The sequence below is a fragment of the Tychonema sp. LEGE 07196 genome (genome assembly GCF_963890365.1).
Classification (GTDB): Bacteria; Cyanobacteriota; Cyanobacteriia; order Cyanobacteriales; family Microcoleaceae; genus Microcoleus.
The window spans coordinates 54,058-60,856 of record NZ_CAWPRX010000157.1; the positions used below are offsets into that span (position 1 = coordinate 54,058).

The following is a 6,799-nucleotide window of genomic DNA, read 5'->3' on the forward strand; positions in this document are numbered from 1 at the left end:
ATTCCGAGGGAAATATTATCAATCTTCAAAAGGCGATCGTTCCAGCGTAACCGCTAGATTGAAAAATTATCGCTCGCTTGGGATTTACGCACGGGTAGTCAGCAACTGGGTTTTTCCGTAGAAAACTTTGTAAAAATACGCAGAAATTCATAAAAACCTGGTTTCTTCGAGCGGAGTGGGTAAGTTCTGAAAATAGATATGTCGCTGGACTTCAGGCAACGCTATTTGATAGCGAAGAAATAGCAAAGCTTTGTATAATTAGTACAAGGTTGCTTAAAAAAGCCGATATAAACTTGCAAGCTTTTGTGACACAATAGAATAGGTAATAGCCGATCGCGAGAACGCACAGTATGCTCAAAACCACCATTACCATTCCCCAAACCTTCAAAGTAACTCACGAACAGTTCCAGGAAATTGCTGCCGTCAACCGTGACTTAAGGCTAGAGAGAACTGCTACAGGAGAATTAATTGTTATGCCCCCGACAGGAAGCGACACAGGCAAACGAAACCAAGATATGTCAGGACAACTCTGGCTGTGGAACCGCCAAACCAAGCTGGGAGTAGTATTTGACTCTTCCAGCGGTTTTAAACTGCCCAATGGTGCCGATCGCTCCCCAGATGCTTCCTGGGTTAAATTAGAAAAGTGGCAAACTCTCACACCCAAACAACAAGAAGGCTTCGCTCCCCTTTGTCCAGACTTTGTAGTAGAATTGCGCTCTAAGTCCGATAACATGGAACCATTGCGAGAAAAAATGCGCGAATACATGGTAAATAAAGCCATTTTGGGATGGTTAACCGATCGCAAAAACCAGAAAGTCGAGATATACAGACAAAATCAGGATGTGGAAATATTAGATAATCCCAGCACTTTATCCGGGGAAGAAGTATTGCCGGGATTTGTTTTAGACTTAACAGATGTTTGGTAATGACACCGAAAGATTCACCAACAGCAATATAATAAATTAGAGCAGTACATTAATCTCAAATCCCATGCCCCTAACGCTTTACAACAGCTTGACCCGTCGCGAATCACCTTTTGAACCCCTCGAACCAGGAAAGGTGCGGATGTACTGCTGCGGCGTTACGGTGTACGATTACTGCCACGTCGGCCACGCCCGCGCTTACATTGTTTGGGATATGGTGCGGCGTTATCTGATGTGGCGGGGATACTCGGTGCGCTACGTGCAGAATTTTACAGATATTGACGACAAAATTCTCAACCGCGCGCGAGAAACAAATTCCACAATGGAAGCCGTAGCCGAACGCTTCATCGACGAATATTTTGCCGATACGGACAAACTAAATATTCTCAGGGCTGATGAATATCCCCGCGCCACACACTCAATGGACGGCATAAAACGGCTGATTCACGAGTTAGAAAACAAAGGCTTTGCCTATGCTTCCAGCGGCGACGTTTACTACAGCGTTAAAAAGTTTTCCGATTACGGAAAGCTTTCCGGTCGCAAGTTGGAAGAAATGGAAGCCGGGGCTAGCGGTAGATTGGAAACCGCAGAAATAGAAGGTCAAAAAAAGCAAGATTCATCAGATTTTGCCCTGTGGAAAAGCGCTAAACCAGGCGAACCTTTTTGGGATTCATCTTGGGGAAAAGGTCGCCCCGGATGGCACATTGAATGTTCGGCGATGGTGCGCGATTGTTTTGGTGAAACTATTGATATTCACTGCGGCGGTTCCGATTTGATTTTTCCGCACCACGAAAACGAAATTGCTCAATCTGAAGCCGCGACTGGCAAGTCTCTGGCTAATTATTGGATGCACAATGCTTTTGTGACTGTCAACGGCAAAAAGATGTCGAAATCTTTGCACAATTTTATTACAATTCGCGATTTGTTGGAGGGGAATTGGTCGGGCGATTTGGAATCTGACCCCCCCCAGCCCCCCCTTGGTAAGGGGGGGAGTCAGAATGAAGACTCCCTTGGTAAGGGGGGGAGTAAGAATGAAGACTCCCTTGGTAAGGGGGGGAGTAAGAAGGAAGGAAGCGAGAAGTCAAAAGCGGTGGAACCGATGGCGGTGAGGCTGTTTGTGTTTATGGCGCACTACCGCAGTCAAATTGATTTTACTGAAGAGGCGATCGCCAGCGCTAGAAATGGCTGGAATACGATCGCCGAAGGCTTGCTTTTTGGGCTCCGATATGCCGATAAACTGAGTTGGGATGTTGAGAAAACCGGACAAGATACCGATGCTGTGCAGCAGTTTCAAGCCGCGATGGACAATGATTTCAATACTCCGGCTGCTTTGGCTGTTTTGTTTGAATTAGCTAAGGAATTGGGTAAGGAAAGCAATATTTTGGTGCATCAAGGCAAAACTGAAACTTCGCCGGAATTGTTGCAGCTTCATTGGCTGACTTTAGTGAGTTTGGCGGGGGTTTTGGGGTTGGAAGTTCAGCCGGAAGCTGACAGCGTTGATGCGGTTGGCGGTTTGAGTGATGGGGAGATTGAGGTGATGATTCAGCGGCGGAAAGATGCGCGAATAGCTAGGGATTTTGCTGAGGGCGATCGCCTTCGCAATGAACTTAAGGATAATGGGATTACTTTGATTGACCAAAAGGATGGTACAACAATCTGGCACCGGAGTTGAAATTTAGAGTTTTTTAACCGCAGATTAACGCAGATGAACGCAGATGAAATTCCATCCGCGTTTATCTGTGTTCATCTGCTGATATCTGCGGTTGCAAACTCCCATTCACAAACTCAGCGACAGCCGCCACAAATTCTGGGGTGGATTCGTAGGGTAAAACGTTGCGCCCCGGCATTAATAAACCCTCTGCGTTGGGAAAGTTAGCCAAATATTGCGCTAGTCTTTCCTCTGGTTTTTCTTCTTTACCCGATTGACTGATGCTTGAGGCTTTTTCTCCCATGACAACGAGTACGGGGCGATCGCACTTTTGAATCGTACTGCTGTAATCCTGCCGCCAAAACCCCGCCAAAAACGAGAAAACTGCGTGGCGGCTGTCAGGATTTGCCGCCCCAGCCCGCAAAGCCTCCAACCATTCGCTGTCAACTTTTGCCGCATCGCCAAACAGTTGTTTTGCAGAAAAAGATCGCAAAAATTCAGCGCGTCTGGCGTAGCGATAAAAAGTGTTTCCCAAGGGAGAATCTAACAAATTCCAGACGATTCTTTGCTGTCTTTCTGTCGAATGTTTGTTCATCACCGCCCAAGCTGGAGGCCCGGCGAGCACTAACCCGCGAATTAAATTTGAGCCGCTTTCCTGCTGGATTTTAGCTAATTCCAAGGCTACACACAGTAAAGCACCTTGCACGAGTACGATCGCAGGTTTTTTTACTACAGTCTCCAAGAAAAATTGCAACTGTGCCGCCCAATCGTCAGGATAGCAAGCCACAGCAGGCATTTCGCAATCGCCGCAGCCCAAAAGGTCGGGATTGTAAATCGGATTTGTGTTGCCCGATTTGTACCAATCTTCGCAAAATCTCTGCCAAAATACTCTTGACAATCCAACTCCTATGGGATGAATCAATAACAAAGGAATGCTATTTTCGGTCGCAGTATTTGGGTGATAAACATCGTAAGCACAGCGATAATTTTGCCATTCGTAAAATAGCGTTGGTGATTTTATAGAGGAAGTGGTTGACAAATCTTGATTTGAAGGTGGTGATTGCATATAAGTATTTTAATTTTTTATGTACTATGCTAGGACAATGCGAGTTTGACCTTGGACATTTGGTTGGGAGTGGGCAATACGAATCTCTACATTGCTGCCGAGTGCGTTGATAAAACGAAATAGGCGTTCTGTAGAGAAGTCGGATAATTTGCCGCGCATCAATGCTGATATCTGGGGGTGAGAGATTTCTAAAATCTTTGCTGCTTCAATCTGAGTTACTTGTTCCGAGATTAACTCACTGATTTGATGAGCTAGTTCTGCCTTAATCAATAGTTCATCAGGATTCGGGAGCCCTAAGTCCGCAAAAACATTCCCACTGCTTGAATGCACTTTCATTGTCTTATTTATAATTTATATCGTATAGTTTATTATAACATCAAGGGTAACAGATTCGGCCACAATATAATTACTCAATCATGTCAGAACAGCGGATTACAATTTCTATACCTAACTTGCTGCTAATTGTAGCATCGTCCTTGCTGCTGGTGCTGCTGTGGCAATTACGCAGCCTGCTAGTAATTCTGATGATATCAGTCGTGCTGGCCGCATCGATCGTCCCGATCGTCAATTGGGCCGAAACCATGCGCCTTCCCCGCTGGCTGGCGGTGATTCTGGTTTATTTAACTCTGATCGGCGGATTTAGCGGGGCGGTAGTGTTAATCGGCCCGACAATCATCGAGCAAATCCAGTTACTGGTGCGACTGCTACCAGTTTATGTTAAAAGTCTGGAAACCTTAGCAACTAATCTATTGAGTCGCCTCACCGACGATGCCCCGGCGCTGGTGGGTCAGTTGGTGGACACTCAATCGCTGACGAATTGGCTGATTCGCTCTAGCCAACAACTAATTTTGCGATCGTACAGTTTAACTAGAGGTATTTTAGGAGGTGTTTTCAGCTTAATTTTAGCATTATTTATTTCGGGTTACATGGTTGCCGACAGCAACACATTAATTAAAAGCTTAGTGCAGTTTTTCCCCAAACCTTGGGATGAAAAATTAGCCGCCCAAGCAACTCCCATCGGTCAAAGAATGGGGAGTTATATTCGGGGGCGGGTCTTAGTTTCGGGAATTTTAGGGATATTTATTACCACAGGTTTGAGCGTTTTAGGAATGCCGGAATTTGCTTTAGGCTTGGGTGCGATCGCAGGTGTTACCAACCTGATTCCCTTCATCGGCCCAGTATTGGGAGCAGTCCCCGCCTTAATTGTAGCCTTAGCTAAAGGTGGCTGGCTAGTTTTGTGGGTATTGCTGTTATTTGTAATTATCCAAAACTTGGAAACTTACGTGCTCGATCCTTTGCTGGTTGGTTCCTCGGTTGGCGTGCATCCATTGTATCAATTGCTGTCTGTGTTGGGAGGCGTGCAAGTATTGGGAATTATCGGCGCAATAATTGTGCCACCTTGGTTTGCGGGAGTGGCGGCTTTGGTGGAAAACTTGTATTTAAAACCGAAGCTTAGAGGGGAACATCGAGAGGCAATAAATCAGGCTAAAAATAATTCTGACTTGCCGCCTATAACACCTTTGACGTGACAGCAGGTTATGGCGAGATCGCGGAACATACTCGTAAGGTGCGCCGCCTAAAAAAATCTTAACGAAATATCAAAAATCTCACATATCCGCACCTTATAGAATTCACGAGTGCAAGTTTTCTTACCCAAAAATTGCGCTTATTTCCTCAAGGATTGTCCGGTGCGTCGCTAGGGAAGTGTTTGTCAAATTCAGGGATTTTTGATAGCGACGCACCCTACCACTTAAATCTGCGGTTGAACTATCAATCAAATACTGATGAATAAGTGTAGTCTCTACAACCAACAACCAACAACTAACTAACAACCAACAACTAACAACCAACAACCAACAACCAACAAATAACAAATAACAAATAACAAATAACAACTAACAACTAATAACTAAGGACTAATTGCCACTTCAATGCGGCGGTTGCGCTGCCGGTTGATATCAGAACTATTGTCTACCAAAGGGCGACTTTCCCCGTAGCCGATCGCCACCCAATGATAATTCCGATCGATCGCGCCAGACAAATACTGCACCACAGCCTGAGCCCGCGCCAACGACACATTGCGATTTTCCACCACTTCCCCCCCGTCGTCAGTGTGGCCGGCCACCCGCACCGTTGCACCCTGGTAACTGCCTAAATCCGCCACCAAATTGTCCAAAATCGCACTCGTGCCCGCGCGCAAAGAAATACTGCCAGTGTCAAACAAAACATCGCTGGGCAGAGTTACCATCAGCCCATCCCTTCCAAACACCGAATTATTCACAGTTTTAGGGTTCAGACTCTGGCTGCTGCTTGGGGGTAAAACAGGAGTAGGGCTTGCCGCCGATTCCGGCGCAGCCAATTCCCGCGACATCAACTGCAACCGCTTTTCCAAAGTTTCCGTCGGGCGGCTGCTACCCAACTGACTCTCCAAAGCCGCCGTGCGCCCAATCAGCGCGTTGAGCTCGCCCTGCAACTGTCTCAAATCAACCTGTAATTTCTCTCTCAAGGCAGAATTGATTTTTGACTGGGGACTGGGTGTAGCGGTTGGTGCCGGAAGCGCCGGAATTGGCCTTGCTGGTGCGCGTTGCGGGCTGGGGGTCAAATTTTGAGTTAGACGCAGCAATCTTTCGGCGATCGGCATCTGGACGCTGTTAGAAGGGTAAATTTGGGCGATCGTCATCCCCAAAACCCAGGCAAAACCGCTACCTACCCCCAGCAGCAGCAGTCGAAAAATCAGCGACAGCAAAAACAAACCTTTTCCCCGCGACTTGGAAACGCGAGTCGGGGGGATTGAAGGTTTTTGGTTAAAAGATCGCGTCATATTGCCTCCCTCTCGGTGCAGGTACCAGGTTAATTTCGATACTATCTTACCTATCAGATTTGAGATTTGCCATTTTTCGATTTGAGATTTGACGAAAATTATACTATCTCAAAAAGAAACCCGGTTCCTCCAAACTTGGGGTTTAGCGGCGCAGCATCCTTGCCAGAAACCAGGTTTCTACTTCCCGGCACCGATGGGAAATTGTATATTTTAGATGGGAAGACAAATCTAACACCTAAAACAGAAACCCGGTTTCTCCTAATTTGGGGTTTAGCAGCGCAGCATCCTTGCGAGAAACCGGGTTTCTAGTACCCCGGCGCGCCAGCCTGAATCTGTTGGAT

6 protein-coding genes are annotated in these 6,799 nt (G+C 46.5%); 3 read left to right on the forward strand and 3 right to left on the reverse strand.

Annotation, left to right across the window (positions count from 1 at the left end; genetic code table 11):
• Positions 1–350: 350 nt before the first annotated feature.
• A complete protein-coding gene (locus AACV78_RS18370) occupies positions 351–926 on the forward strand; it encodes a Uma2 family endonuclease (RefSeq protein WP_194008826.1) in 576 nt (191 codons plus the stop codon).
• Between the two features lie 64 nt (positions 927–990).
• Entirely contained in the window at positions 991–2,595 is a 1,605-nt protein-coding gene (gene cysS, locus AACV78_RS18375; protein ID WP_194074321.1) for a cysteine--tRNA ligase, read from the forward strand.
• Positions 2,596–2,656: 61 nt separating this feature from the next.
• On the opposite strand, the gene AACV78_RS18380 is transcribed toward cysS, so the two are convergent.
• Entirely contained in the window at positions 2,657–3,637 is a 981-nt protein-coding gene (locus AACV78_RS18380; RefSeq protein WP_194008824.1) for an alpha/beta fold hydrolase, read from the reverse strand.
• 24 nt (positions 3,638–3,661) lie between these two features.
• Positions 3,662–3,973: a helix-turn-helix domain-containing protein gene (locus tag AACV78_RS18385; RefSeq protein ID WP_228042329.1), complete on the reverse strand. Its 312-nt coding sequence runs from the start codon at positions 3,971–3,973 to the stop codon at positions 3,662–3,664.
• Positions 3,974–4,053: 80 nt separating this feature from the next.
• Here AACV78_RS18385 and AACV78_RS18390 point away from each other — a divergent pair, with 80 nt between their 5' ends.
• Complete coding sequence (locus tag AACV78_RS18390) at positions 4,054–5,166, forward strand: AI-2E family transporter (RefSeq protein ID WP_194008823.1); 1,113 nt, start codon at positions 4,054–4,056, stop codon at positions 5,164–5,166.
• Between the two features lie 380 nt (positions 5,167–5,546).
• Here AACV78_RS18390 and AACV78_RS18395 read toward each other — a convergent pair whose 3' ends face one another.
• Entirely contained in the window at positions 5,547–6,458 is a 912-nt protein-coding gene (locus tag AACV78_RS18395) for an OmpA family protein (protein ID WP_194008822.1), read from the reverse strand.
• Positions 6,459–6,799 lie beyond the last annotated feature (341 nt).

Bases quoted from the DNA above. Each gene is read 5' to 3' on its own strand.
- AACV78_RS18395 (WP_194008822.1), bottom strand. From the start codon at position 6,458: ATGACGCGATCTTTTAACCAAAAACCTTCAATCCCCCCGACTCGCGTT.
- cysS (WP_194074321.1), top strand. From the start codon at position 991: ATGCCCCTAACGCTTTACAACAGCTTGACCCGTCGCGAATCACCTTTT.
- AACV78_RS18370 (WP_194008826.1), top strand. From the start codon at position 351: ATGCTCAAAACCACCATTACCATTCCCCAAACCTTCAAAGTAACTCAC.
- AACV78_RS18390 (WP_194008823.1), top strand. From the start codon at position 4,054: ATGTCAGAACAGCGGATTACAATTTCTATACCTAACTTGCTGCTAATT.
- AACV78_RS18385 (WP_228042329.1), bottom strand. From the start codon at position 3,973: ATGAAAGTGCATTCAAGCAGTGGGAATGTTTTTGCGGACTTAGGGCTC.
- AACV78_RS18380 (WP_194008824.1), bottom strand. From the start codon at position 3,637: ATGCAATCACCACCTTCAAATCAAGATTTGTCAACCACTTCCTCTATA.